We start from the raw sequence: 26578 nt of genomic DNA, 5'->3' as shown, positions 1-26578 counted from the left end.
AATTAAATGAAAGGTCAAACAAGAATGATATACACTAAAATTCACTACCTATAAATACGTAGGCCATTCCATTCATTTTAAACCTAATTTCTCTCCAAATGTCTCAAAGAGATACTGCTCTAATATTTGTACATTAAACTTCTCATTGCGCCCAAGTGCAAATAATTCCCGATCCTTTGCTACGATAGTATCTAAAGGAATAACGACATTATCCACTATTTTTGTAATTTCAATGATGTTACTTTTTACATTTACCTCTGTTTTAAATTCAACATTTTCTAATACGATATGTGAACGTCTTCCTGATGTAAAAAAAGTAAAATTAGGATTTTTAACAACGCCAATTTCAGCCTCTAACGCATATAAATAGTGAAAAATTATATCTCTATGTCCATCTTTTATTATTTTTTCATCCTTCTCATCATCTAAGTATTCTTTCACCTTCGCTGCAAACTCAAATCGAAAATCCACCTTTTTCACGCTCCCTCTTTGTATTTTTATATTAAATAAATATATTGAAATAATTTTACCATATTGTAATACAAGTTCCTATTAAAAGTAAAAAACGATTTGTGAAATCTCCATTATTTCCGATTCCTTTTTAAAATATAAACACTAATTCAATTTGAATTAATGCGTCGTTATATCCATTTAAACATATTGTTTCCATATTTTGAAACAATAGTATGAAGTATTATATATCGATAAAGTGAAACTTTAATCAATGGGGTTTTGTTCATCCCCCACTGATTATCAGCCCTCACCAATCAAGATTTTACGGGCAGCCCGCAAATAGCCGGTTAATTTGTTTCAAATTCATTTTTCTATATAGTTATCACTACCTTTACTATTTCGATATACTTAAACTATATTTTCTACTTATTCATTACATGAGAGAAGGAATGTTACTCTCTTCTATCGAATTTTTATATAACAAAAATGATTAGGTGGTGCTTTACTATGAAATTAGCTGTCATTGGTGGCGGTGATTTACAAGATTCAAATCACTCGCCTATTAATGAGCGACTTATAGAATTAACAAATAAACAGTATCCAAAAGTATTATTCATTCCTACAGCGAGTCATGATGATGAAAGCTATATAAAGCTATTTTTAGACACGTTCGAAAAACAATTACACTGTGAAGTACAAATTTTACGTACTATAGCTGATACACCTTCTAAATATGAAATAGACGAAATGATTCAGTCTGCTGATTTAATTTATCTCGGTGGCGGGAACTATATTCAAATGGTTACAGAATGGAAAGAACTTAAACTCGATGAAAAATTACTATTGGCTCTGCAACAAGGAACGCTCATTGCGGGGTATAGCGCCGGTGCTATGTGTTGGTTCACATCTAGTATCCGATCAGATTATGAAGGTTCTGGTTATATAGAGTGTAACGGTTGGGGGATTGTTAACAAAAGGTTTTGTCCACATTATAATCAATTAAATAGAATGAACGCCTTCCATTCCTTTTTACAAAATCATCAAGGTAATATAGAAGGAATTGCACTAGAGGATAATTGCGCTTTATATATTACAGAAGAATCTTTTGAAATTATCGGTGAACCTGAAAAAGCGTGGGAGTTTTATATGAGCGATAACAAGCTCATTAGACAACATTTTGATATCACTTTAAAAAGCTATTTGTAAACATACACTTACAAAAAATGTCTCTAAGTATAATAGCTTAGGGACATTTGCATGATTTAACTCACTAGTCGTGTAATTCGTTTCTTCTGCCATGAAAGCTTATAATATGCATACTGTAATATTAAGCTGACAATAAATGCTGCTGGGTACCCAATCCATATCCCTTCTATGCCAAGACTTGTATGGTAAGAAAGGTAATACGCTACAGGTACTTCAACAAGCCAAATTGATACAACTCCGATAACAGTTGGCCATAATACTGTGCCACTCGCTCGCATTGTCGCACTAATAATTTGCGCATGCCCGAAAATTAAATAACTCCATAACGTAATCATAACTAGGCTATGAGCAATTTCAATTGTAGTTTGACTCGTTAAAAATAGCGATAGAATATCTCTTGAGAACAAGTAAATAAGGGATATTAGCACACCACCTATGACGTAGTTCATAATAATTCCGGCCTTCACAACTTTTTGCAATCGATCAAATCGATTCGCACCAATTGATTGCGCTGCAAAAATAGAAACTGTTATACCAAGGCTAACAGCTGGCATTTGTACATAACTTGCAACTTGGTTCACAACGCCATAAGCTGCTGTTGCATCTGAACCGTAACGATTTACAAACGCGATGACCGCAATTTCAGATAATGAAACTAATATCATATTAATACTCGCTGGAATACCGAGTCGTAGCAATAGCTTTAATAACTCCCCATCCATGCGAAGATATTTCCTTACCGTACTATCTAATTGTAGTGGGTGATTTTTCTTCTTTAAATACACTAGCATGACAATAAACGTAATCACTGTAGATATAACAGAAGCATAGGCTGCTCCATACACATCTAATTTCGGAGTTCCTAACCATCCAAAAATAAGAATTGGTAATAAGATCATATTTAGCGCTGTACTTACAATTAAAAAGTAAAATGGCGTTTTAGAATCTCCTGTACCTCTCATAAATGTTGTGTATGCAAAATATAAAAATAATACTGGCATCGATATAAATAAAATACGTGCATAATGAACACTTATATCAATAATATTTTCTGGCGTTCCCATTAGGCGCATAATATCCATCGCAAAAATACTACCTATTATCGCCAATACAACTCCAATAATAAAGGTAAATGTCAGTGTCGTACCAACGATAGCTTTTAAACGATCTTCGTTTTTAGCACCAAACGCCTGACCAATTAAAATAGAACTCCCTGAACCAATACCAATTACAAATGACACGAGTAAGAAAAATAGTGGAAAGAATGCTGATATAGCCGCTAAATCATTAACGCCAAGCCATCTTCCTACTACTACCATACCGAATAATTGTCCAATCGATTGTAATACATTACTTAATAGTAACGGTACTAAAAACATGGACATCGATTTCCAAATCGGTTTACTCTCACTTTCTAACTTATGTGACTCCGCACCTTCTTTATTATTATCTGTAGGTGGTTTCAAATTTCATTTCTCCTTTTATTAAAAATCTGTTTTTCAACTTCTATTTCTTTGTATAGTTGTTATAATAATGTGTCTCTATTCATTTTCTTTTCCGTATTATTATAACTTTACCCAATATTGGCTTCCATCTGCTGTTCTATCTAAAAAACCATATTCGATTAAATATCTTCTTAAAGTTACAAAATCCGGGTATACACTTTCTATGACAGTATTTACTTCTTTTTCAGTGTACTTTTTATTACTATCAAACTTCGTCACTAAATGGCGTAATATAATTAATTTACGCTTTTGCTTTTTCGGAAATTTAGAAAGCGGCCCATCTAATCCTTCTGTAAAGTGTGCTTTTAATACTTCCTCATTTTCTTCTTCCGTAATATTGTAACGATCATCTACCATCGTTGCTGTTCTATGAATCGGTACAAATTTCGTTTGTACTTTTGATTTTTCTTCTGATAATTCCATTAACGCTAAAAACACTTTCGCTTGCTTCATTTTCTCTCGAAGTGTAAATCGATGATTACGAATGGTTGATGTACTTCCACCATCCATCTCTTTTACAATCTCTTTATCATTTAGCCCCATATGGAAAAACTGAACCATTTTCTTTTGCAAATCAGTTAAACCCGTATACTTCTTATCAAGATTTAATAAATACTCAAACATAGACGTATGTTCATTTTGCACATGCAATTGCACAAACTTCTCAGCTTCATACAAAACTTGATTATCTTGATAAATTACGCCCTTAATAAACGCCTCTCCACAAGCTAAACAAATATATTCCTCTGCTTCCGCTTCAAATACATACCCTTTCTTCAATTCTTCTACCGAAGCATCCCAAAACTTCTCTGAAATATCACTCATACTAAACACTCCTTCAAAACGTTTATTTTAAAGCCAAACAAATCATAATAACGTTTATTATCACTTCATCATCTTAACATAACACAAATAAACATTTCAACGTTCCGTTTACCCATTTTATAAACTTTTATAAAAAAATCTATTAAACAAACTAAAAAAGGATTTAAAATAAAGAAAAGCGAATGTATTTAATAAATGAATTACGATAGGATGTGAAACAAAACATGACCATTCTGCCCGACCCTTGGTTTACGGTTAAACAAATCGCTCGAAATACATATGCGATTAGTGAATATGGACATTGGGAAAAAGTGCATTCCTTCTTACTTGTGGGAGATACTACCGCACTCCTTATCGATACTGGACTAGGTATCGATAATCTGAAGCGTATAACTGACCAACTAACAAACTTACCAATTATTGTTGTCACAACACATGTCCATTGGGATCATATCGGTAGTCACGCACAATTTGAAGAAATCTATGTACATGCTTTAGAGGCGGATTGGCTCATTAATGGCATAAAAGGACTTCCTATTACTCAAATTAGGCACGACATCGCCCGTGATATTACTTTACCTACACCTAAAACATTTCAACCTGAAACATTCAAACCCTTTCAAGGAACACCAACAAAATTACTACAAGATGGAGATATGATTGATATCGGAAATAGGAAGATTCAAATTATACATACGCCAGGTCACTCACCAGGACATATTTGCCTATATGATTATGAATCTGCTTTTTTATTCACAGGAGATTTACTGTATGAAGGCACGATTTTTGCATTTTATCCAACGACAAACCCTGTAGATTTAGTTCAGTCTCTAAATAAAATTACAAACCTCTTTCCTATTAAACAAATTTTTGGTTCACATCATACCCTCGGCCTTTCACCTGTTATATTGAAAGAAGTGAAATATGCTATTCAATATTTAAATGATAAAGAGCTGATTAAACATGGGACTGGTATTCACACATTCCAAAACTTCAGCCTTCAATTTTAACTACAAAAAGGTGTTTTCGTATACGAAAACACCTTTTACTCATTATATATTCTATTTACAACCTCTACTAAAGCTTTACTTACCTGTACGAATGTATGCTTTCGGTTTCCATCCTCAATAAATTTATTAGCACAACTACCCACAATTATCATACAAATAATTATGACTAACGCTACCTTTCTATTCTTGTAAGTCACTTCATGCCACTCCACTATTACAAAACTTCTTTTGAATTTATCCCATCAAGAAATTTTACATGAATAATAAGACGAAGGAATATGCAATTCTGCATATTCCTTCGTCTTATTACGATATTGTGATATAAATAAGTTTTAGAAGAATAATAAGACGAAGGAATATGCCATATTCCTTCGTCTTATTACGATATTGTGATTTAATTTAGTTAGAGTACACGTAAACCGAGGTGACTAACTTGAAATTTAAAGCGAAAAAGAATCCATTTTACATCATTTTTATTACATTATTTATCATAATTTTTTTCATTTCGCTATTCTTCCAAAATAAAAATTCTATTTTTTCCACTCTCATGATGGTGCTAAATGTCGTGAATCTTGCTTCATTCTATTTTTCTCACTACAACGTAACGGAATCCTCTCTTGTTGTAAAATATGGTTTCATACTGCGTACTGAAATTCCATTTGAAGATATTCGCCACATTACATACTCTGGCAAAACACTTCGCTCAGAAAAGTGGACTAGGCAGCAATTAGAAATCCATTACAATTTATTTGATTCTGTGACAACTTTCGTACCACAAGAAGAAGAAAAGTTCATTTCACTCTTAAAAGAAAATTGTCCACATATGAAAGTATTGAATATGCCTGCTAACAAATAATATATGTTGGCACTTGTAATAGTACAAATGGAAGGACATAAAATAAATATCAAAAAAGCCAAGATTCTAAACAAAGAACCTTGGCTTTTTTTTATTACTCTTTCGGAGCAATCATTTTTTTCGGATCGACAATTTCATTAAATTGTTCTTCTGTTAGTAGTCCAGATTGCAGTGCTGCTTCTTTTAACGTTAACCCTTCTTTATGAGCATGCTTCGCAATTTTCGCTGCATTTTCATATCCGATATGCGGGTTTAATGCTGTAACAAGCATTAATGAACGATTCACATTCTCTTTAATTACTTCTTCATCTGCTTCAATACCAACTGCACAATTATCATTAAATGAAACAATTGCATCTGCTAATAAGTGAGCGGATTGTAAGAAGTTATATGCAATAACAGGTTTAAATACGTTTAACTCAAAATTACCTTGACTCGCAGCAAATCCGATTGTTGCGTCATTTCCCATCACTTGCGCTACAACCATCGTTAACGCTTCACTTTGCGTTGGATTTACTTTACCTGGCATAATAGAGCTTCCTGGCTCATTTGCCGGAATAATAATTTCTCCTAGACCACTACGTGGACCACTTGCCAGCCAGCGCACATCGTTAGCAATCTTCATTAAATCAGCTGCTAATGCTTTTAATGCACCATGCGTATATACAACTTCATCATGGCTCGTTAATGCGTGGAACTTATTTGGTGCAGAAATAAATTGCTTACCTGTAAATTGGCTAATTTCCTCTGACACCATCTCACCAAATTTAGGATGAGCATTAATACCTGTTCCAACTGCAGTACCACCAATTGCAAGCTCTTTCATATATGTATTGCTCTCAGCAATCATACGCTCTGTTTTTTCAAGCATACGGTGCCATCCGCTAATTTCTTGTCCTAATGTTAACGGTGTTGCATCTTGTAAGTGTGTCCGACCAATTTTTATAATATGTTCAAATGCAGTTACTTTTTCTGCTAGCGTTTCTTTTAATTTCGTAATTGCTGGTAATACGTGATTTTCCACTGCAATTACACATGCTACATGAAGCGCCGTTGGGAATGTATCATTTGAACTTTGAGACATGTTCACATCATCATTCGGATGAATATGTACGTCAGATTCCTTCTCTTTCAAAATTTGATTCCCTCGATTTGCAATTACTTCATTCACATTCATGTTTGACTGTGTACCGCTACCAGTTTGCCATACGACAAGTGGAAAATGTTCATTCCATTTCCCTGCAATCACTTCGTCAGCTGCTGCCACAATTGCTTCTGCTTTTTCTTCTGATAGCTTTCCTAGTTTTTGATTACTAAGTGCTGCACTTTTCTTTAAAATGGCAAATGCTTTTACAATTTCAAGCGGCATTTGCTCTGTTCCAATTGGGAAGTTTTCTTTACTACGTTGCGTTTGTGCTGCCCATAATTTATCAGCTGGAACTTTTATTTCTCCTATTGTATCTCTTTCGATTCTGTACTCCATTTTTTCATCCCCTTGAAAATAAAATACCTACATTTCTCATTTTAACAGAATCTCACCCAAATGATAAGAATTCTCACTCGTATATATAAAAAAAATACCTCCTGCCATCGCAGAAGGTATTTTTTTATGATGCTTGCTTTCCTTTTTCAACGTCATCTACATACCAAATGAACTTGCCTGTGTATCCGTAAATAACTGCTAAAATTAATGAAACAAAGCTTAACCACATAAACGGAACGTATGAGAACGTTGCTACACCTAAAATACCAGCCATAAAAATACCATTATCCGACCACGGAACCATACCAGAAGTTAACGTTCCACCTACTTCTGAGTTACGCGCTAATACACGTCGGTCTATTTTTAATTTATCATAGCTATCTTCCATAATTTTCGGTGTTAAAATTAATGATACATACATCGCACAACCAAATATATTAGCTAAGAATGCTACGATTAATGTAGACAATGTTACATTACCTGCAGAATTTAATTTCTTCTCAAATTTTGATACAATCACTTTTAAAACACCTAGTTTTTCAAGTAATCCACCAAATCCTAAACCGAAAATAATAACGGCTACTGAGCCAAGCATACCGTTAATTCCACCACGGTTTAATAACTTGTCAACAAACTCAACACCTGATTGAATTGAGAATCCGTTATACGCTGTTCCAATCGCCTCTCCAAAGTTCATTCCTTGGAAAAGAGTTGCCCAAATTGCACCAATTAAAGCTCCCATTGCAATTGTTGGCATAGAAGGTTTCTTCATCGCTAATAAAGCGATAACAATGACTGCCGGAACAAGCATCCATATTTTAATATCAAATTCCTTTAATAAAGCTTCTTTTAAAAACTCTACTCGATTCAAATCTACATTATCGCCGCCATACATCCAACCAGCTACAGTAAACATAATGCTAGTAATAATGTAAGCCGGAACATCTAATACGAGCATAGCTCGAACGTGAGCAATAACGTCTACTTTCGCCATAGAAGCTGCAAGAACTGTGCTATCAGAAAGTGGTGATAATTTGTCACCGAAATAAGCTCCTGAAAGAACTGCACCAGCAACAAGCGGAAGTGGTAAGCCAAGTCCTTCACCAATCGCCATCATAGCAATACCTGCTGTTCCAACTGTTCCCCATGATGTTCCTGTCGCAATAGAAGTTATCGAACAAATAATTAATGTTGCTAATAGGAATATGCTAGGGTGAATAAACTCTAATCCATAATAGATTAATGTTGGTACTACGCCACCAGCAATCCAAGTTCCAATTAAAGCACCTACCGCAACTAAAATCAGTATTGCTTCTAATCCGTTAGAAATCCCTTTCGTAATTGCATCTTGCAATTCTTGATAACGAAATCCTAATCTTAATCCAAGCGCAATTACTAAAAACCATGAAATAAATAGCGCTAATTGAATTGGGAGATCAAAAATCGTTTGGAAGGAAAAGACAACAGCAAGAAATAGTAATAAAAGAACTATGATTTCTAGCATCGATGGTAATCTTACACTTTTCATTTTTTTCTCTCCTTACAAGTCGATAACATGACGTATGTCGTCTTACATGTATGTAATATACAATTAGCGAAGACAAAACAAAATTTTCATATTATTTCGATTTATTTTTCCAGTATAATATACGGACACCTTTTCTATTGTAAAAGTAGATGCTACTTTTCGCAATGGAAAATATAAAAAATGTTACATTTTTTATATTTAACAATCAAAGAGTAACTTTTTTAATATTTGCCACCATAAAACTTTTTACTATTATCCTCACCGTTTTAAGGAGTATCATTATTCCCCACACAAAAAAAGCACACATCATTCAAATGATGCATGCTCCACTTTTATTTATACATATTTTGTATTTCTTCTTTATTTCTAAGTATTTCCACAAACTTCTCGCTACAACCTTTCGGAAATAACACTCCAAGCCCATAGGAATGCTCAAACTGAAAATGAGGATACTTCGCTTTAACCTCATCCCAAAATTTATACACGCCGAAGTTTCGATCTTTCACCTCAATATCATGAAATAATACGATACCGTTATTCGCAAGTTTCGGTAACCATGTTTTATAGTCATGAGAAACTGCTTCATACGTATGATAGCCATCAATATGCAACAAATTTATCGTTCCATCTTGAAATTGATCAACAGCCTCATCAAAAGTAGATCGAATTAAATTACCTATATTTGGATAACTCATGTTTACCACTTTATCTACGATTTGGAAAACACCTTCTCCATATGGACCTGTATGCCCGTCTCCTGTCCAAGTATCTACAGCAAAACATTTTGTAGCTAATCCCCCATCCTTTACCCCTTGACAAAAACTGAAAAAAGAAGCGCCTAGATGTGTACCTAGCTCAACTAATATTTCGGGTTTTTCAAATCTTACTAAATCGTATGCGAACTCCAAATGCCCAAGCCACGCAGTATTCGCACGAATAAATGGACTAAAATTATCAAATTCAAATGTTGGTTTATGAGTAACCCAGTTCATCGCGTATCTCCTTCTACACATATTTTTAACAAACCAAATTACTCTTATCTTTATTTTTTTATCCTCTTGATTATGATTTATTTTTATAATTTTATCTCGCTTTATTTCACCTCCTCACTTGTATCGTAAAAATAACTGGAACTACTAAAATTCCTGCCTTATAACACAGAAATTTCAGTTTATTTTTTATTCATTTCGTGATATATTGCATATTGTATCCGAAACGAATTTGTAGAAAAGGAGAATAAAAACTATATGGATCCAAATCGTTTAAAAGGAATCATTATGGTTGTAATTGGTGCTTGTTTATGGGGATTGTCCGGGACAGCTGCACAACAACTTTTTCAATATGAAAATGTTTCTACTGAATGGTTAGTTACAATTCGTTTGCTTATATCTGGCATTATCTTGCTCATGATTTCATCATTCGGAACGAGAAAAAAAGAAATATTCGGCATATGGAAACAAAGATCTGATGCTACTAAAATGATATTGTTTGGCCTATTCGGTATGCTTGCTGTACAGTACACGTACTTCGCTTCTATTAAAGAAGGGAACGCTGCCGTCGCAACATTATTGCAATATTTAGCTCCTATATTTATTACTGTATACTTACTTTTCAAATGGAACGTTCGGCCATCAAAAATTGATTTCATTTCCATTACCCTTTCATTAGTAGGCACTTTTCTCTTACTAACAAACGGGTCTGTTCATAACTTGGCTGTTCCTACACCAGCTATTATTTGGGGTATTTTATCTGGATTATCTCTTGCTTTTTATAGTTTATATTCAAAGGGATTACTAGAAAGGTGGTCTTCCTCTGTTATCGTTGGATGGGGCATGATTATTGGGGGTATTGGTGCAACGATTCTACACTTTATTTCTACGAAAGAATTCATTTTATTATCGACTATGAAATATGTAAAACTAAGTACCCTACCGCTCATCACATTTGTCGTCATTTTCGGAACACTGATTGCATTTTATTTATACTTAGACAGCATACGATACCTGACTCCGAAAGAAACGACATTATTCGGTTGTACTGAACCACTCGCAGCTATTATTTCTTCTGTACTTATATTACACGTACCCTTTCAATCTTTTCAGTTATTAGGGGCTTTTTGTGTCATTGTAATGGTGCTCATCTTAAGCCAAAAACCGGATGAAGGGAAACCGAAATTAAAGCTTGTTCATGCGAAAAAGGAAAATATACAATGAAAGGATTGAATTCACTATGCCTGTCCCTCAAAATTATAAAAAACAAGGAAGAGTTTCGGCAAAATCACTCGTTTTAAATCAACTACAAGATTGGATTATTGAAGGTGTACTGCAACCTGATGAAAAAATTAATGATGGGGAGTTGGCTGAAGCACTAGGAGTAAGCAGAACACCTGTAAGAGAAGCACTTCAAATATTGGAGCTTTCTGGATTAGTGGAAATGGTACCTGGGCAAAAAACAAAAATTGCTCCTATTAAGTTAGACGACATTCCTATCATTTATGAAACAATGGCTGGTCTTCACTCTATTATAGGAAAGCAAGCACTTCAAAACATTACAGACGCTGATCTGAAACTACTTTCTGAAATAAATGCTGATTTTCAGCGCTCTATAGAGAAGAAAAACGCAAAACAAGCTTTAAAACTAGATATACAATTTCACAATACAATTTCTTCTATTGCTAAAAACCAATATATTGAACCCTTTCTAGAAAATATGCAACTTCACGTTTTACGCCTTGAATATTTGTTTTTCCAAAACTTTGTTCCAGCAAGTCAATCTATTGAAGAACATCACTCTATCATTCAAGCATTGCAAAAGCAGGACGAAAAACAAATGGAACAAATGATGTCTCAAAACTGGCTCCGTCCAATGAAAGAAATATCAAAAATAATTTCTACGAAATAATAATAGAGCTGGTTACACAAAATCGTAACCAGCTCGCCTTTTACTAATCTATATAGTTATGCCTGAATATCTGCATATTCTTCCATATCTTCGTACTCTTTTTCCAATTCCTCTAAAGACAGCTCGTATAATTGTCGGTCGCGAATTTTAAACACACCTGCTCCAATTAACTCATCAATTAAATGCCTCTTACGATTTTCAACAGCAAAACGGAGTTGACTACTCATCTTAAAAAAAACTCCTTTCCACAATCATTGAAAATGATAATCTTTATCAATTACCACTTTTGATTATAAAAGATGACTCTTTATAAGTAAAGTAATTTCATGAAATATTTACCTTACAAAGTATTTGTGGCCACATTATATATATGTATGCCGTGCGAAAAATGTTATGACACATTTTCTTATCCTTTTTCTTTCATACTTTGCAAGTTGTCCCACTATGATTAAATTCACCATCTATTTCCACTTGAATGGTGACATGTTCTACATGAAACTTCTCCTTTAATACATCCGTAGCCTCTTTTAATACATTTTGCGTTTCATCACCTTTAATAATCAAATGACAAGTTAATACTTGAAAATCAGATGTGACAGACCATATGTGCAAATCATGAACTTCTTTTACAACCGTAATATTTAATAATGTACTTTTTACTTCTTCAACATTTATGTGCTGGGGTGCACCTTCCATTAATATATGGACCGTATCACGTGTTACACGCCATCCACTAATAATGACTAAAATAGACACAAGAATACTAGCAATCGCATCTGCAACAGTCCATCCGAAAAATTTAATAAGTAGCGCAGCAATAATCGCTCCAACTGATCCTAATAGATCGCCTAATACGTGTAAGAAAGCACTTCTTAAATTCAAATTCCCCTTCACATCTCCGCCTCTCATTAATATCCAAGCTGATAAAATATTAATAAGCAGACCAAGTACAGCAATAATGAGCATCCCATTACTAGCAATCTCAACTGGCTCTTTAAAACGGCGAATTGCTTCAATAAAAATGTATACTGAAATGACAATAAGAACGACACCGTTACATAATGCCGCTAATATTTCGACTCGCTTATACCCATATGTTTTCGCAGTTGTTGCTGTTTTTTCTCCGAGCTTGAACGCAAGTAAACTTAACGCTAAGGATACTGCATCACTTAACATATGCCCCGCGTCAGATAATAGTGCTAAGCTATTTGTTACAAATCCCCCAATAACTTCAGCAATCATAAAGCTTGTCGTTAGTACGAAAGCAATTAGTAACGCCTTTTTATTGTTAGAATGACCGTGATCATGTGAATGTCCCATACCAATACTCCTTTAAGTGCAATATCTGTATGTTAGTATGAAACAAACTCCCCCTCTTTATCCCCCATTAACTGCCCATAAACGTCCGCTTCCTCTACCTACACACTTCGCTATTTTTCAAACAAGTCCTTTTTCTCAACAAAAAATAAGACTACTTCTTTTTCAGCTTCATATTGTTTACTAATGAAAGAATTTTTAAGGAGGTTACTAAAATGAAACGTTTATTTCTCTGTATGGAGCGAGAACTTGTTGTAGTGAAAGAACAATATGGTCACTTTGAAACAGCGTATCACTTACAAAATATGCAACCTACCTGTATCGCTGTTGATCCATTTCAAAAGAATCGTGTATACTGCGGAACATTTGGACGAGGTTTATGGTTAAGCGACGATGGCGGGGATTCGTGGAAACCGATTGGAGATTCATATCGTTACTTTGATTTCCCTAAAGAAGATGGTATTTTACACTCTTCGATAACTTCCATTACGATAAGTCCTAATGAACAAGTTAACGGCTATGGCGTCGTTTATGTCGGCACAGAACCGAGCGCTTTATTCCGTTCTGAAAATGGTGGTGAAACGTGGACTGAACTTAAAAATATGAAATCATTATTATCTTCTTATACGTGGGCTTTTCCGCCTAGACCTTTCACCCATCATGTACGCTGGATTACAGTTGATCCAAACAATCCAAATACACTCCATGTTTCAATTGAAGCTGGTGCTATTATTCAAAGTAATGATAGAGGGCATACTTGGATTGATAAAAAATTCGGTGCTCCTATCGATGCGCATCAATTGCTTATGCACCCTGAAGCTCCAAATCGCCTTTATGCATCATGTGGTGATGGTTTTATGGGCGGACCTGATCGCGCATACCTTGAAAGTTATAATAGCGGAAAAAGCTGGATCTCATGCAGTGAAGGACTTGAACACCATTATTTATACAGCATGGCTATCGATCCAGCTGATTGTGATACAATTCTCGTTTCTGCCGCACCGAGTGCTGACCTCGCTCATCATCGTATTCCTTATGAATCTTATATTTATCGGAAAACGAAAGATACTCCTTTCCAGCAATTGCAGCAAGGTCTACCATCTGCAATTGGTACAGTCATTTCAATGTTTGCTACAAATCTAGCAGAACCACATACGTTTTACACTTTAAATAACAACGGCGTCTTTCAATCCAATGATAGCGGCGAATCGTGGGAACAACTAAACATTCCGTGGAAAGATGAGTATAAAACGCAGCATCCACATGCATTACTCGTTACTAGTTCTTAACGAAAAAAAGACTGCCTAATGATTTTAGGCAGTCTCTTTTTTATTTCTTTAAGTCAATTACAATATCATCTAACGCAATACCCTTATTGCCTCCCAATCTTCGAGGCACAAAACGCTCCTTTACTTCTCCTCCAACTATTGTTACCGAGCCATAATTTTCAGGAGTGTGAATTCTTAAATTAACGTAAGGCGTTATTATTAACTTAGTCGCATTCTCATTAAGTTGTTGGAATGTTTCACTCCAATTAAAATTATAAGGATCTTCACCTGAGCCTCCATTTCCTTCTCCATAATACTGATTACCTATATCATCTCTCACTTTTAAATCAACATCCACTCCATCCCATACACCTCTTATTTCTTGAGCTACTTCTTGGTTGTAATATAGAATAAACGACATGGGTGTTATTTCCATTCTCTCCATATTAACTTTTACACCATCTTTTTCTGCACTACCTCTAATCAATTTCTCTTTATTTTCTATTCCTTTTAGATTAATATTAAAATTCCAATCTCCTTTTATCTCTTCTTCTGTTTCTAAAATGTTTATACTTTGTATACTCCATTCAACATTCACTGTAGTTCCTTTATTACTAACTAGATCACTACTTGTTTTTATTAAACCTTTATATTTCCTATCAGCGACCTTAATAATTTCATTGCTTCCTGATTGGGCACCTGCTCCTTTAATAGTTAAAAAATCCAACGTACTTGGATTTTTGCCTAAATCTCTGTTACTTTCTATAGAATAGTTTATTGATACTGTCTTACCATCGAAAATCGCATTATTAATCGTTATCTTAATTCCATTTCTTTCTTTTGTCATATTTAGTACTGTGGCGTATTGTTGATAATTATTATGAAGCCCCGTTTTCTTCTCTGCGTCCGCTTTATAATTTTCATATAACCCTGTTCTACCATTATCTAAAAATCGGAATATGTCACCTACAATTGGCAATCCCCCGGCATATGTAGGAAACCCGATACCAAGCGTTGCAACTGATAGCCCTACTAAAATAGATGCAGCAGCAACACCTTTTTTCCAACTTTTCATCTTTTTCTTCGTACGTATCGATTGTTTTACATTACGTTTCACTTTTTCTTTTTCAATTTCAGAAGCCTCAATTTCCTCAAGTTCTTTTTCATCTATATCAATATCATTTAATAGTTCATAAATGTCTTTCATATTGCACTACCTCCAAAACTAATTTTCGTAGCATTTTGTTGTAGTTTCTTTTTTCCACGGTACACACGATTATCGATCGCTGCCCGAGTTAACCCTAACTTATCTCCTATTTCTTCTGTCTTCATACCGAGAAGATATTTCATAATGAACACCTTTTGATCTAACGGTTCTAATTGATTAATAAGCTTCAATAACTCTTCCCTATCTTCCATAACGATTAATTCATCTTCCGCTGACTTTTCCGTACTAATATGAAACTCATCTGAAATAATTTCTACTTTTCTAGTCGCTTTCCGGTAATAATCAATCGCCTTAAATTTTGCAATCGCCGCTATCCATTTTTTAAAGTCACTCGGCTCTCCATGAAATTTATTTGCGTTATTCCAAATGGAAAGAAATATATCATTTACACATTCCTCTATTAATCCATCATTTTGAACCGGAAGAAGGACTTTATGCGTTATTCCTTTTATGAGTGGTAAATATGTATCGACAACGAATTCTAGCGCATCTTCTTTTTGCCGTTGTAATCTTTTTATAAAATTTTTCTCATTTGATTTCATGTAGCGATTCCCCTTATTTTTTTGTAAAAGCTTTTACACCCTATATAACGTCTTACAAAATATTTTCTCTCATCTTTTTTATTTTTTGTATGTTATGGAATACTTTCCCTACGTCATTGTCTCACATAACTATGTATTACAAGAAAATTTTCTCAAGTCTGCAATTTAATTCATGTAGTACACTATTTATATAGTCATTCTTTAACTTGGTGTACATTTTACCCCGCATTAACAGGCAATAAATCCCACCTCAAAATTAGGCGAATGCGAGGAAGTTAGGTGGGAAATAACTGCCCGTAAAAGCCCGATTGGTTCAACTAATAATCAGTGGGTGATGGAAAAAACCCCCACTGATTAAAGTTTCACTTATTTCATTAATCTACTTTTCAACATTTTAAACTAGGAGATGAGATGTGTATGTGTGGAATTACAGGCTGGGTAAATTGGAGTAAGGATCTTTCCAATGAACATGTTATTTTAGAAAAGATGGCAAATAGTATCCAGCATCGCGGTCCGGATGCTGAAGGATTTTGGTTTTCACCACGTGCGGCCTTTGCACACCGTCGGTTAATCGTAATTGATCCAGAAGGCGGGACACAACCAAAAACATTTCGTGCTGGTGATTATACGTATGCTCTTACTTATAATGGAGAAATTTATAATTTCCGCGAGCTTAGAGAGCAACTTCAAAAATGTGGTCATGCATTTGAAACGCATTCAGATACAGAAGTATTACTACATGCATATTTAGAATGGAAAGAAGACTGCGTACAACATTTAAATGGTATTTTTGCCTTTGCAATATGGGATGATCAAAAGCAACAATTATTTTTAGCACGTGATCATTTAGGCGTAAAGCCACTCTTTTATACAGAAAGAAATGACAGCATTATTTTCGGATCCGAAATAAAAGCGCTATTAGCCCATCCATCTGTCCCTGCTGAAATTGATGCAGATGGCATAAACGAAATATTTGGATTAGGATTATTTCGAACTCCAGGATGTGGCGTCTTTAAACATATTCAAGAAGTGCGTGCTGGACATTCTATAACGTTTACACGTGATAAAAAAGTAGTTAAGAAATATTGGAATTTAGAAAGTAAAGTTCATACAGACTGTACTGAAGATACATCATCACATATTTTATCTATTTTACAAGATACAGTAAAAAGACAATTAATTGCCGATGTTCCTCTCGTTTGTATGTTATCAGGAGGATTAGATTCTAGCGGCATTACTGCTCTAGCGGGTAAAGAGTTTGCAGCGGAAAATAAAACACTTCATACGTATTCCGTTGACTTTGTAAATAGTGCAAAAGATTTCGAGCTGACATTTGCTCGCACTGGTTTAGACGCTCCTTGGGTAAAACGTGTTTCCGAACATGTAGGGACATCTCATCATGACATTATTGTGAATGCTGAAGAATTAGCAAATCACTTATTCGTCCCTCTCCGTGCAAAAGATTTACCGAGTGCTGGCGAAATGGAAACTTCACTATATTTACTATTTTGCGAAATGAAAAAAGATGCAACTGTAGCTTTATCCGGCGAATCTGCTGATGAAGTATTCGGTGGGTACCCTTGGTTTCATCAAGAGGATTTACTATTTGTCGATAAATTTCCTTGGCTAACAAATTGGAAAAACACTTCCCCTCTTCTACTAAATGAAGTAAATAACCAATGCAACTTAGAAAACTATATTGATACACGCTTCCAAGAAGCGATTCTTGAAGTACCTACTCTTGAAGGGGAAAGTAAAAAAGCCGCGAAACAACGCCAAATGTTTTATTTATTTTTAACGAGATTTCTCCCGTTCTTACTTGATCGTAAAGATCGTATGAGTATGGCTGTAGGCTTTGAAGTACGTGTACCGTTTTGCGATTATAGATTAGTTGAATATTTATGGAACGTTCCTTTCAATATAAAAAGCATTGATAATATTGAAAAAGGCATTTTACGTAGAGCACTGCAACCTGCTTTACCTGACGATGTACGCAATAGAAGAAAAAGTGCTTATCCAACTTCACAAGATCCACATTATTTACAAACAATCCGTCATTTATCACTCGACTTGTGCAGTAATAAAAACAATCCTATTTTCTCACTTATTAATCATTCCACATTACTTGCCATTGCCGATGAAAGCAATAAAGAAATTAACAATTTTGAAGCAAGAAGTGCTATGGAATATATGCTACAAGTAAATGAATGGTTGAAAACGTATCATATTCATATTGCTTAACAAAAAGGAGTTCAAGGATAAAAACCTTGAACTCCTTTTATATTAATTAGCGCATTTTTTATTTTCAGTATCAATGGACCATCCAATAATTGTGGCACAATCTCTACCTTTCCACTGCAGTACATTTGTTAATACTGGCTCAATCTGTAAGCAACTTCCGTCGTGCAATATTTCTACTAAAGATTGATCATCATCAAATTTTCGTTTATCACACTCTAAAATACCGTCCGTTGCCATTACAATGTGATTCATTCCTTTTTCTAATCCTCTGACACCTGATGTAAAGCAAGGTGTATTTGCAGCAAAAATATTTTTCCTACCAATATATTCGTAATTCTTCCGTTTATTTAACCGCCCTTTACCATTCTTCGTTTTTTCAGAATGGAATAAATATGCGAAGCAATCACCAACTGATAGCCAATATAAAAATTCGCCTTTTCGCAAACAAATTAAGCATGCAAGTTCCTCATCATCTTGATCACATTTTTCAATAAACAATTCATCTGTAAATAACGCTAATAAGTACATATGCGTATGATGAAAAGCTAAATGTATCGGGTAAGAAAATAACTCTTTTAGTTTCTCTTTTCTTGCTGAAATTGCTTCTATTATATAATCAATATTTTTTGTTTTGTGGTGTGTATCAAAAATCATAACAAATTCAAATTGTAATTCAGGATCCCACCAAGCAAGTACCGCATCTCCTCGTTCATATGCATCACTCTCTTGATTTCCCCCATATACGCCGACTGAAAGAGGACCACATTTTTCAACATGTATTTCATCTACATACATCTGTTCATGACTCATCCATTTGAATGTATTCACAGCTATCATCCTCTCTCTTGCTAAATGTATACCTTTACACATAGATTACCTTATATTTCAATAAAAATAAACTTTTTCAACATTTTTTATCCAAATAAAAGGATTTTATTTCTACGTTCACGAATATATCTTACTATACGATATAAAAACAGGGGGATTTATCATTATGAAAGACATCAATCAACATTGGGAGAGCATTTATTATCACTTACGATATGAGTATGAGGACAACCTTTCTCACCAAGCCATTCGTATTTTACAACTCATTTCTCGTGAGAAAGATATAACAATTGGAAAAGTCGCTACTGAGCTTAGTCTCTCTCATAACACAGCATCAGAACATGTAAAGCGCCTCATTCAAAAAGGATTTATTATAAAAGAAAGAAACAAACAAGATGAAAGGGTCGTAAACCTTACTTTAACGAAAGAAGGCATTGAAATATTAGAAAAGCATACTTTACTAGATAAAGAAAAGATAAAAATATTAGAATCACAGTTATCAAAAGAAGAACAACAATTAATTGAAAAAGCCTTTTCGTTATTAGCGAAGGAGGCAAAATATGCATTTCCTCGTTAAAGTAATCGTTTCTGCACTTATTATTGGCGTTATTACTGAAGTCGCTAAACATTATAGTACGATAGGCGGCTTTATTGCTGCCCTTCCTCTTGTAAGTTTACTAAGCCTATTTTGGATTTCTTTAGAAGGCGGGAACAAACAAGAATTAAGTCAATTTGCTATAGGCGTATTATATGGATTTCCTGCATCCGCACTACTACTATTTATCGTCTATATTGGTCTAAAAAACTCATTTTCACTTAGTACATCTGTCCTGTTTGGTATAGGTGTTTGGTGTATCGTTTTTGCTTGTCAAAAATTATTTCAAGCTTAGTTAGGAGGGTTTATTATTTATAAATTTGTAGAGGTATTGGAGCAAACTATAGAAGTATATACAAAAGGAAGTAGTAAACAAACGGTAGTTATTCAGACCGGAATGGGTTGCTCATTTTATGATTGGCTCCCTATTATAGAAAAACTTTCACAACATTTTACAGTCATTTCATACCATCGCCCAGGTTACGGAAAAAGTGAACTAGGAAATTATTCGCGTACTACAAGACAAGCGACAAACGAACTTCATATGTTACTACATGAACTTGCTATTCACGAGCCTATCATTTTAATCGGTCATTCCTATGGAGGCTTATGTGCACAACATTTTGCGATGTTACATGAAGATAAGCTGCAAGCACTTATTTTAGTTGATTCTACTTCTATGAACTTACACCGATTAGATGAACTGCATTTACCAATTTCTGATCAAACGGATTCGGATGATATGTGGCTTCAAAAATATAATACATACTCCAAAATGGATATAGACATGCTTAATAATGAACTAAAACCTATACTCGTTGATCAATCAAGACAGTACATTGAATTTTCTACCTCCCCTCTATTATATAAAGCGACAGCTTCTGAACTATGTGCGTGGAAAAATTGTGCTCGCTTAATAAAAGAGTTATATAAAACATTAGAAACACCTTTAATCGTTATTGGTAGGGACCCTCAATATTCTATTACTCAGTTGGCTGAGGATGGCATGCCAAAAGAGGAAGCAACACAACTAGAAACAATGTGGCAAGAACTGATTCATGAACAATTACAACTCTCAATAAATAGCCAATATATACTTGCCGAACATGCTGGTCACGGAATTGAAAATACTCGACCAGATATTATTATTGAAGCAATTCACTCCTTGCAAATAAAAAAAGGAAGCAACTAACGCTGCTTCCTTACTTATCTATTCATAATCTTCTTCATCATCGATTTCTTCATAATACGAATTCCCATTACTTACATATATAGGGCCATTCGCAACGTCAATACGTAATACCCATGCCCATGGCACAGCTAAACGCTTATGTATTGCTCGCCAAAAGCTCATTGATTTTCTTTCGTACTCCTGGAACTCCTGAAGTAACTCTTTGTAGGAGGAACCGTCTAACTGAATATTTGCTTCTAACAAACGAGAATGGGCATAGTACTGCAGCTCTAGTTCAGCAGCAATTTCCATTTCTTCTTCCGTTGCCATTCCAATAATTGCTCCATCTGCTGGTACAATTTCAAATACGTTCTGAACTTCAATAAGCCCTTCTTTCTCTTTCTCAAACATGTAAACAGCCTCCTTTAACACATATTTTTTATGTTACAAAGTCATACTTCTACAATAACTTCTCCCTTTCCTCTTTTTTTGATAAACTTTTACAAATTATTTATCTGATAATCTGTAGACTGTATTCTTTCAGCAGAACTGAAACAATTATTATCAAAAGTTAATTTATACACGTCAGGCATATGAAGGGTTTTCCAAAACTGAAAATCATATTTCGAATCAAAATAATTCATTAGTAATACCATAATATTCCCATGAGTACCTATTACAATATTCTTACCTTTATATTTTTTTAATATACTTTGCATACATATTACAGCACGTCTTTGCGCTACATCATTTGATTCTCCGCCTTCGTATGCAAAAGTCCAGTCTTCCCATACCTTCTGAAGAGCATCATTAAAATCCTGTACTGGTTCTTTACTTAATAGCCTTTCCCGTAAATCTTCTTCCAGTTGTATTGATAAATTATATGTATTCGCAATTCCTTGCACAGTTTGCATTGCCCTTTTGTACGGACTAGAAATCACAACATCAATATGTTTATCTTTTAATAAGCGTGTTACATGCTGCGTATCTAACAAACCTTTTTCAGATAAAGGCCTTTCCCGTTCTTCTTTTGTATATGTAGAGTGGGCATGGCGAACAAAATATATTGTCGTCATTCATTCATCCCCCTTTTCTGTTTCTATCCAAATTCAATACATTACCATCAAATCCCTTTACCTTTATAATAAGTGCTGTCAAATTTGAATGTTGATTTTCATATTAATAAAAGGGAAACACCTCTATGGTATTTCCCTCATTTAAAATAGACTACATTCAATTAAATACTTTATCAATTTTATTTCTGTCGTATTCTAATATCCAATCATTATATGTATGATAAATATCTCTAATTGTATTAGGAGAGGTAGCTAATACATCACAACCCCTATCATCATAAACGTGAAATATAGTATTCTTGTTAATATTTATGAAATACACCCTATGAAAAATACGCGGTTTTATTCCCATATCTTGATTACAAATTGCTTTTAGCATAGGAATGTATTTCAAGTCTGAAACTTTACATTTCAAAGTATATCTATGAGTTTTATATACCCCGTCTTCATCGTCTTCTGGAAAAATATAAGGGATTGTATTTTTCTGTAACTTAAACAAATCGGACTTCTCTTTTACATACTTAGAAAAGATATTCAATTTGTGTTTGAAAATTTCACCGTCTCCATAGTCATTTACATCCACTACGATATAAATATCATCTTCTGTTGCATGTAAAGACTGAAATAAAGTAATCGCTCTATTATAAACGCCTTCTAAATATGGGCAGTTTTCATAAATGTTATTGCAATCATAGTTCACACCTAATCTAAAGCGAATACCAATATCCCCATTATAAAATAGAGGTGGTCTAAGTTCTAAATTTGGAAACGTTTCAAGCATATACTCATTCAACCTCATCTCAACACCTACCTTTAATAGCACCTTGTTTACATAATAAAATTATTCTATTATAATTTATTTTTGAATTCCTCACTTGTTATAATGTCTCGAATAAAATAATCTACATTATTTCTCAGCTTTTGATATGCAACTTGATCTTCTATATCGTTAAACATAATGACAACTTCTACTTTATTCCCTTTCTTATCTGTAGTATACAAGCTTTTTGTCAATACGAATGCGGTAGAACCACCTTTTTGACCAGCATATTCGAACTTACTATTTTTAACTGTTCCTTTGAAAATGTTCTCGATTTCTTCTTGCATTGATTTTGGAAAATAATTTCTACTATTTATTTTTTCCATTATACTCATATAATCTTTAGCGTTTGCACTCACTAATCGATCTGACCAAATTCGCTGAAATTCCATATCTACCTTTAATGGAATATCCCATTTTTTCCATTCTTCTTCATCTTTCATCCATTCATGAATTTGTAATACATGTTTATTATACTCATCCTTTGACATGTTACGTATCATTTCTAATGATTGATTTTCTGGCTCATGAAGCTCTTTTTCTACATACCCTCTCATATATAGTGAAGCAGTATACGAAGAGAATTTGTCATGACTAGTAAGCTCTAATTCTTTTATACTTTCATTTACCCTTTCTATTCCAAGCTTATCTAACAAATATGTTGTATTTGCATTAGAACTATAATGAATCATCCCTTTAGCGACTTCTTCTAAAGCGATCTGTCCATTTTTCACTAACTCTCTCGCTTTGGCATCTTCTAACCAGTCAGGATGCGCTCCACCATCAGTGTTTTTAACGTAATATTTTTCTAACTCCTGCAATGAAATTTGTTCATCCCGACTTATTTTTCCTTCTGACACTTGCTTAGCAAATTCAACGGCTATTACAATTTTGGCCATACTCGCTAATGGCAATTTTACATCTTCATTTATAGATGTTACTACTTCCCCATTTTTTCTAATTAGTAATGAACATGTTTTATCACCTTTATGCTCTTTTATGTACTGTAATACGTAATTAGGATCTTCTTTTGACAAATAGTACTTCATAATAAAAACGAAAGCTATAGCGGCTACTATAATAATTCCTGCAACAATTCCTATAATCTTTAATATGTTCACAATATGCCCCCCTTTACTAAGTTCCCTACTATATAATTATAACGAATCTAATTACAAAATTATACAAAACAGAGTGACTCTTCCTAAAAAAGAAAGAGTTACTCTATTTCACATGATGTTATTTGTCCATTTAACGTAACGACTATATTTGAGTCGCCACTTTCTTTAGCACCTTTTAATCGATTGGAGTTAGGAGGACCAATGACAACTGACTCCTTAATTTGCGAAAGGTCCTTCCCTAATTTTTCCGCACTTACACCGTATGCAGCTTGAAATACTTCTGGCGGTGTTAATCTAAGTATGTCTGATCCTTCTGCTGTTTCAAACTGATCGTTATTGAAGAACAAATGTAATTGTACTTCTTCTGTTACCGCTGTGATCCAATGCCACCATCCCATTGGAATAAAGACGGTTTGCCCCGCTTTTACATGATAATTTTGCAATTGATTCGTTTCTGGATTTAAGATAGATGTAATCGCTTCTCCTGATACAACAACATCTAATTCCCACGCATTCGGATGCCAATGTGGTTCCCGCATGTGCCCTTTTGTCATAAATAAATCGACAAACGCTCCACCGATCATTGCTGGTAACTGCGTTGACGTAACTTCATAGGCAACGTTTTTCTCATCTCTTTTAAAAAAGATGTTTTTTCTCGAATCAAAGAAAAGGTTTGGAGTTCCTGAACTTTTCTTTAAATTTTTATTATCTGGAACATAACCTGAACTACTCATTTTATCCCTCTTTTCCACTCCGAACATTTCTAGTTTCACACTGTATCGTATGGAAAAAATGTATGAATGTGCCTATCATTCACATAACAAAAAAACATGCCTTCATAAGGAGAGCATGTTTTGTGATATTCTTCACATTATTTAGTTAAAAAATAAATTTTTTACTTACCATGATGTAACATTAAATCACTAAGTTCTTCTTCAATGTGATTTAATTTCGCAACGCCTTCTTTCCATTTATGAATATAACGTGAAACCCCAACGATAAATAAAATGATAATTGTGGAAAGAATAATACCATACACGATTGTTACAGTACTCATAGTTACACTTCCTTATAATTAGTAATGTGGTTATTAGTTATATTTTTATTATAAACCTTTTTCTCTTAAAATACTTCAATTTCAACTTTTTGTAACAAAATTGATTTTTCTAATATTTCATTCGTAAAAATGGCATATTTTTCACAAATTATACAAAACTTCACCATATGTACTATTACCATATGAGTTATATTATTTAATAGGAAAAAGGGGATGATATACTATGACGACTTGGTTTATTGTTATGTTAGTTGTATTTGGGGCATTTAAAATTATCGTTTCGAGCCTTCCTAACACTGTTATTGAATCCATTATTAGCAAGTACGAAACACATCCGCAACTTGAAGAAGAGAATGCGACTGTTACAATCAATGGAAATAACTTAGAAGGCGAACAAAAATCCAAAATTATTCATGATTTTAACGAAGGTTTATTTTTAGATCGCTATTATGCACCGCCACACAATGAGGGTACGCCTTTAATAATCAATGCAAAACGTGGCAAAAAAGATTTTACATTTTATATTTATAGTCATGAAGAGCATGTTGATGTTGTAAAGCAACATAAAAAGAAGGTCGTTGCTTATAGTTTACGCTCTAAAAACCTTCAAAATAATGATATGTTCGTGTCAGCTGATTTAGCTTAATACCCATATATAAAAGGAATCCATGACATATGGATTCCTTTTTACTATTCACTGAAAAATAAGTTCTGTCTTCAAACTATCTTTCGGTAACAGCCATCCTTTTTGATCTAAGCTCTGTATTAATAATTCTCTTTGTTCTTTTGCAATACTTTCCTCTTTTGTTTTAAACGACACTTCTATTACGAAATCATCTTCTATTTTCCCTGTATTACTTAATGGCCAAACTTCAATATTCGTTTTAATATTTTCAAATTCAGCTGTATACCTTTTCATTAATACAGGCCCATAAATACGAGAATTTTTGAGCATTTCTTCTCCCCAATTCGTATACAACCATTTGTTCATTTTCCCTGGCAACTTTTCTATTAACATGTTTTGAGCAGCTCGTTCGTTTGGTAAATCAAGTACTCCATATCCTTTAGCACTGTAGCTTTTCTTATTTGTAATACTTAACGTTTTCTTCTCAAATCCCCAATCTATTTCCGCCTCATAGTTATCGGTTTTACTATCAAATCCATCCTTTTTAGCTACTTCTAGTGCATCTTGAATTACACCGTTTGGAATAGGATATCTTTTTTTATATGTTAGCTCAAAATCTTTACTAAATTCTTTCTTTCGAATTCTAGCAAACCAACCTTCCTTACTTAAATTTTTATTTACCGTATCTAAAAATTGCACTTGTATTCTTTCATAATTTGTACCAGCCTGGAAATATTCTAGTACCTCTTGATTTATCTCTTTGTTATAACCTAATACTTGTTCTGGTTTTAATAATAACTTCACTTCAAAACTAGGTGTCATTGGACTGGCAGCAAACCCTTCCTTAACGTTATAAAGGAAACAACAAAAGAAAATGCTTACGAATACAAATACTTTTTTCATATACCTATCCCCTTTACAT

Annotated in this window: 30 protein-coding genes; 11 read left to right on the top strand and 19 right to left on the bottom strand. The window is 34.0% G+C overall.

Annotation, left to right across the window (positions count from 1 at the left end):
- Window positions 1-72 precede the first annotated feature (72 nt).
- On the bottom strand, window positions 73-471 hold the full coding sequence (locus DN389_RS04660; RefSeq protein WP_002108594.1) for a DUF3942 family protein: 399 nt from the start codon (window positions 469-471) through the stop codon (window positions 73-75).
- A 489-nt stretch (window positions 472-960) separates the two neighbouring features.
- Between DN389_RS04660 and DN389_RS04655 the strand changes: the two genes are divergently transcribed.
- Window positions 961-1659, top strand: a complete 699-nt coding sequence (locus DN389_RS04655; RefSeq protein ID WP_087983132.1) for a peptidase E — start codon at window positions 961-963, stop codon at window positions 1657-1659.
- Between the two features lie 56 nt (window positions 1660-1715).
- Here DN389_RS04655 and DN389_RS04650 read toward each other — a convergent pair whose 3' ends face one another.
- The gene (locus DN389_RS04650; protein WP_098191224.1) at window positions 1716-3125 is read right to left on the bottom strand and encodes an MATE family efflux transporter; all 1410 of its coding nucleotides are present in this window, start codon (window positions 3123-3125) and stop codon (window positions 1716-1718) included.
- A 99-nt stretch (window positions 3126-3224) separates the two neighbouring features.
- Window positions 3225-3989 (bottom strand): DUF2087 domain-containing protein, encoded by a 765-nt coding sequence (locus DN389_RS04645; RefSeq protein WP_001280299.1) that lies wholly within the window; start codon window positions 3987-3989, stop codon window positions 3225-3227.
- Window positions 3990-4213: 224 nt separating this feature from the next.
- On the opposite strand from DN389_RS04645, the gene DN389_RS04640 reads away from it, so the two are divergent.
- The gene (locus DN389_RS04640; protein WP_046959027.1) at window positions 4214-4999 is read left to right on the top strand and encodes an MBL fold metallo-hydrolase; all 786 of its coding nucleotides are present in this window, start codon (window positions 4214-4216) and stop codon (window positions 4997-4999) included.
- 433 nt (window positions 5000-5432) lie between these two features.
- Window positions 5433-5855 (top strand): PH domain-containing protein, encoded by a 423-nt coding sequence (locus tag DN389_RS04635; RefSeq protein WP_149236858.1) that lies wholly within the window; start codon window positions 5433-5435, stop codon window positions 5853-5855.
- Between the two features lie 94 nt (window positions 5856-5949).
- Here the strand turns inward: DN389_RS04635 and fumC are convergent, their stop codons facing one another.
- The 3 genes from fumC to DN389_RS04620 form a co-directional block, all read right to left on the bottom strand.
- Window positions 5950-7338: a class II fumarate hydratase gene (fumC, locus tag DN389_RS04630; RefSeq protein ID WP_046959025.1), complete on the bottom strand. Its 1389-nt coding sequence runs from the start codon at window positions 7336-7338 to the stop codon at window positions 5950-5952.
- Between the two features lie 124 nt (window positions 7339-7462).
- The gene (gene nhaC, locus DN389_RS04625) at window positions 7463-8866 is read right to left on the bottom strand and encodes a Na+/H+ antiporter NhaC (protein WP_000843982.1); all 1404 of its coding nucleotides are present in this window, start codon (window positions 8864-8866) and stop codon (window positions 7463-7465) included.
- A gap of 332 nt (window positions 8867-9198) precedes the next feature.
- Window positions 9199-9858 carry a class I SAM-dependent methyltransferase gene (locus DN389_RS04620; RefSeq protein ID WP_149236857.1) on the bottom strand — a complete coding sequence of 220 codons (660 nt, stop codon included), beginning with the start codon at window positions 9856-9858 and terminating at the stop codon, window positions 9199-9201.
- Between the two features lie 255 nt (window positions 9859-10113).
- Here DN389_RS04620 and DN389_RS04615 point away from each other — a divergent pair, with 255 nt between their 5' ends.
- Window positions 10114-11079, top strand: a complete 966-nt coding sequence (locus DN389_RS04615) for a DMT family transporter (RefSeq protein ID WP_088121801.1) — start codon at window positions 10114-10116, stop codon at window positions 11077-11079.
- 16 nt (window positions 11080-11095) lie between these two features.
- On the top strand, window positions 11096-11767 hold the full coding sequence (locus DN389_RS04610) for a GntR family transcriptional regulator (protein WP_001145069.1): 672 nt from the start codon (window positions 11096-11098) through the stop codon (window positions 11765-11767).
- Between the two features lie 56 nt (window positions 11768-11823).
- Here DN389_RS04610 and fbpA read toward each other — a convergent pair whose 3' ends face one another.
- Window positions 11824-11994, bottom strand: a complete 171-nt coding sequence (fbpA, locus tag DN389_RS04605) for a Fur-regulated basic protein FbpA (protein ID WP_000098304.1) — start codon at window positions 11992-11994, stop codon at window positions 11824-11826.
- A 193-nt stretch (window positions 11995-12187) separates the two neighbouring features.
- Window positions 12188-13087 carry a cation diffusion facilitator family transporter gene (locus DN389_RS04600; RefSeq protein WP_098191068.1) on the bottom strand — a complete coding sequence of 300 codons (900 nt, stop codon included), beginning with the start codon at window positions 13085-13087 and terminating at the stop codon, window positions 12188-12190.
- Window positions 13088-13299: 212 nt separating this feature from the next.
- Between DN389_RS04600 and DN389_RS04595 the strand changes: the two genes are divergently transcribed.
- Window positions 13300-14373 (top strand): WD40/YVTN/BNR-like repeat-containing protein, encoded by a 1074-nt coding sequence (locus tag DN389_RS04595; RefSeq protein ID WP_098802625.1) that lies wholly within the window; start codon window positions 13300-13302, stop codon window positions 14371-14373.
- Window positions 14374-14413: 40 nt separating this feature from the next.
- On the opposite strand, the gene DN389_RS04590 is transcribed toward DN389_RS04595, so the two are convergent.
- Both DN389_RS04590 and DN389_RS04585 read right to left on the bottom strand, forming a co-directional pair.
- On the bottom strand, window positions 14414-15559 hold the full coding sequence (locus DN389_RS04590; protein WP_088121799.1) for a DUF4179 domain-containing protein: 1146 nt from the start codon (window positions 15557-15559) through the stop codon (window positions 14414-14416).
- Window positions 15556-16122: a sigma-70 family RNA polymerase sigma factor gene (locus DN389_RS04585; protein WP_046955128.1), complete on the bottom strand. Its 567-nt coding sequence runs from the start codon at window positions 16120-16122 to the stop codon at window positions 15556-15558. The genes DN389_RS04590 and DN389_RS04585 overlap by 4 nt, the downstream gene beginning before the upstream one ends.
- Before the next feature lie 417 nt (window positions 16123-16539).
- On the opposite strand from DN389_RS04585, the gene asnB reads away from it, so the two are divergent.
- On the top strand, window positions 16540-18363 hold the full coding sequence (gene asnB / locus DN389_RS04580) for an asparagine synthase (glutamine-hydrolyzing) (RefSeq protein WP_098191066.1): 1824 nt from the start codon (window positions 16540-16542) through the stop codon (window positions 18361-18363).
- Window positions 18364-18405: 42 nt separating this feature from the next.
- On the opposite strand, the gene DN389_RS04575 is transcribed toward asnB, so the two are convergent.
- A complete protein-coding gene (locus DN389_RS04575) occupies window positions 18406-19233 on the bottom strand; it encodes a PP2C family serine/threonine-protein phosphatase (protein WP_088062938.1) in 828 nt (275 codons plus the stop codon).
- Between the two features lie 124 nt (window positions 19234-19357).
- On the opposite strand from DN389_RS04575, the gene DN389_RS04570 reads away from it, so the two are divergent.
- From DN389_RS04570 to DN389_RS04560, 3 genes are read left to right on the top strand one after another with little or no spacing between them, the layout of a single operon-like run.
- Entirely contained in the window at window positions 19358-19768 is a 411-nt protein-coding gene (locus DN389_RS04570) for a MarR family winged helix-turn-helix transcriptional regulator (RefSeq protein WP_000651933.1), read from the top strand.
- Window positions 19752-20081, top strand: a complete 330-nt coding sequence (locus DN389_RS04565; RefSeq protein WP_000545644.1) for a DUF3147 family protein — start codon at window positions 19752-19754, stop codon at window positions 20079-20081. Before DN389_RS04570 ends, DN389_RS04565 begins: the two co-directional genes overlap by 17 nt.
- A 36-nt stretch (window positions 20082-20117) precedes the next feature.
- The gene (locus tag DN389_RS04560) at window positions 20118-20978 is read left to right on the top strand and encodes an alpha/beta hydrolase (protein ID WP_149236856.1); all 861 of its coding nucleotides are present in this window, start codon (window positions 20118-20120) and stop codon (window positions 20976-20978) included.
- A gap of 18 nt (window positions 20979-20996) precedes the next feature.
- On the opposite strand, the gene DN389_RS04555 is transcribed toward DN389_RS04560, so the two are convergent.
- From DN389_RS04555 to DN389_RS04525, 7 genes are all read right to left on the bottom strand, one after another.
- On the bottom strand, window positions 20997-21368 hold the full coding sequence (locus tag DN389_RS04555; RefSeq protein ID WP_046959012.1) for a hypothetical protein: 372 nt from the start codon (window positions 21366-21368) through the stop codon (window positions 20997-20999).
- Between the two features lie 89 nt (window positions 21369-21457).
- Window positions 21458-22033 (bottom strand): histidine phosphatase family protein, encoded by a 576-nt coding sequence (locus DN389_RS04550; RefSeq protein ID WP_000208291.1) that lies wholly within the window; start codon window positions 22031-22033, stop codon window positions 21458-21460.
- Window positions 22034-22190: 157 nt separating this feature from the next.
- A complete protein-coding gene (locus DN389_RS04545) occupies window positions 22191-22832 on the bottom strand; it encodes a DUF3885 domain-containing protein (protein ID WP_149236855.1) in 642 nt (213 codons plus the stop codon).
- A gap of 50 nt (window positions 22833-22882) precedes the next feature.
- Window positions 22883-23974, bottom strand: a complete 1092-nt coding sequence (locus tag DN389_RS04540; RefSeq protein ID WP_149236854.1) for a serine hydrolase — start codon at window positions 23972-23974, stop codon at window positions 22883-22885.
- A gap of 98 nt (window positions 23975-24072) precedes the next feature.
- Window positions 24073-24708: a cupin domain-containing protein gene (locus DN389_RS04535; RefSeq protein WP_060489788.1), complete on the bottom strand. Its 636-nt coding sequence runs from the start codon at window positions 24706-24708 to the stop codon at window positions 24073-24075.
- Between the two features lie 161 nt (window positions 24709-24869).
- On the bottom strand, window positions 24870-25031 hold the full coding sequence (locus DN389_RS04530; protein WP_087983163.1) for a peptidase: 162 nt from the start codon (window positions 25029-25031) through the stop codon (window positions 24870-24872).
- A 65-nt stretch (window positions 25032-25096) separates the two neighbouring features.
- Window positions 25097-25213 (bottom strand): hypothetical protein, encoded by a 117-nt coding sequence (locus tag DN389_RS04525; RefSeq protein ID WP_002011946.1) that lies wholly within the window; start codon window positions 25211-25213, stop codon window positions 25097-25099.
- Between the two features lie 41 nt (window positions 25214-25254).
- On the opposite strand from DN389_RS04525, the gene DN389_RS04520 reads away from it, so the two are divergent.
- On the top strand, window positions 25255-25677 hold the full coding sequence (locus DN389_RS04520; RefSeq protein WP_073529983.1) for a YfmQ family protein: 423 nt from the start codon (window positions 25255-25257) through the stop codon (window positions 25675-25677).
- Window positions 25678-25725: 48 nt separating this feature from the next.
- Here the strand turns inward: DN389_RS04520 and DN389_RS04515 are convergent, their stop codons facing one another.
- Window positions 25726-26559 (bottom strand): hypothetical protein, encoded by an 834-nt coding sequence (locus tag DN389_RS04515; RefSeq protein WP_098191191.1) that lies wholly within the window; start codon window positions 26557-26559, stop codon window positions 25726-25728.
- Between the last annotated feature and the right edge of the window lie 19 nt (window positions 26560-26578).

The sequence above is a fragment of the Bacillus sp. AY3-1 genome (genome assembly GCF_008368785.1).
GTDB lineage: Bacteria > Bacillota > Bacilli > Bacillales > Bacillaceae_G > Bacillus_A > Bacillus_A wiedmannii.
The sequence above is the reverse complement of the archived record's forward strand: the minus strand, read 5'-3'. Positions and strand labels throughout refer to the sequence as shown.